Source organism: Actinokineospora terrae (genome assembly GCF_900111175.1).
GTDB lineage: Bacteria > Actinomycetota > Actinomycetes > Mycobacteriales > Pseudonocardiaceae > Actinokineospora > Actinokineospora terrae.
In genome coordinates this window covers 43711-45033 of record NZ_FOGI01000002.1, presented here as the reverse complement: position 1 = coordinate 45033, position 1323 = coordinate 43711, and the positions used below count along the sequence as shown (strand labels likewise).

Sequence of the window (1323 nt, the reverse complement as noted above, 5' to 3'; positions counted from 1 at the left end):
CGCACTCGACCCCGCACAAGCGGGGATCTTCCCCGGCCGTGGTAGGCCAGCACGATCCCGTCCAGCTCGACCCCGCGCAAGCGGGGATCTTCCGCGACCCGCCTGCTGTGGGCGCTGGACCACGCCCTCGACCCCGCGCAAGCGGGGATCTTCCGAACCTCGGGTTCGACTGCGACGCCTGGATCAGCTCGACCCCGCGCAAGCGGGGATCTTCCGTCCGGCCCTGCCGTGACGGGAGGTGATCGGGTCTCGACCCCGCGCAAGCGGGGATCTTCCCGCGTTTCTCGCCGAGGACAAGCGGAAGGTCCACTCGACCCCGCGCAAGCGGGGATCTTCCCCTGTTCGAGCTCCTGTCACAGGCTGGCGAGGCCTCGACCCCGCGCAAGCGGGGATCTTCCGTGCACGATGGGGTTGCCCTCGTCGAACAGGAACTCGACCCCGCGCAAGCGGGGATCTTCCCGGCAAGGGGTGAGTGGTGGCCACGTCCTACGCCTCGACCCCGCGCAAGCGGGGATCTTCCCCGTTGGTAGGTGAGCATCACCCCAGCTCCTTGCTCGACCCCGCGCAAGCGGGGATCTTCCGTTGTCCGCACAGCTCGGGCTCACCGAGGAGGACTCGACCCCGCGCAAGCGGGGATCTTCCCAGCGGCAGCACCGACGCGTGGCCGATCCTGCGCTCGACCCCGCGCAAGCGGGGATCTTCCTGCTGTGCGTGTGCGAGGCGTCGGCCTTGCCCGCTCGACCCCGCGCAAGCGGGGATCTTCCGATGGCGTTGTCGAGCGTGCGGGCGATGATGTCCTCGACCCCGCGCAAGCGGGGATCTTCCGCTGACCAGCCACCGCGAGTCGGCCGTGCAGTACTCGACCCCGCGTAAGCGGGGATCTTCCGTCGATCGAGAACTGCCCCACAGCTGGGCTGTGCTCGACCCCGCGCAAGCGGGGATCTTCCCACCGCGACCACCGCGGCGACGTCCGCGATGGGCTCGACCCCGCGCAAGCGGGGATCTTCCGGCCGCATCAGCAAGGTCAGCCACCCGCGGCTGCTCGACCCCGCGCAAGCGGGGATCTTCCCGGGGACTCGTCGTGGTCGTCGATCCTCGACGGCTCGACCCCGCGCAAGCGAGGATCTTCCGCTCACCGCGAAGGTCTCTGGGCGCCGCGCGCACTCGACCCCGCGCAAGCGGGATCTTCCTCGGCGTCGGTGGCGTACGACGGAGTCTCGTGCCTCGACCCCGCGCAAGCGGGGATCTTCCGGGCCTCATCCCCATCCCGGCGCAGACCTCCACCTCGCCCCCGCGCAAGCGGGGATCTTCCCGGCCACGAAC

Annotated in this window: 2 CRISPR repeat arrays. The window is 70.3% G+C overall.

The features are described 5' to 3' along the window. Positions 1-4 precede the first annotated feature (4 nt). Positions 5-276: a CRISPR direct-repeat array (repeat unit 28 nt; unit sequence CTCGACCCCGCGCAAGCGGGGATCTTCC). 946 nt (positions 277-1222) lie between these two features. After that, positions 1223-1312: a CRISPR direct-repeat array (repeat unit 28 nt; unit sequence CTCGACCCCGCGCAAGCGGGGATCTTCC). Between the last annotated feature and the right edge of the window lie 11 nt (positions 1313-1323).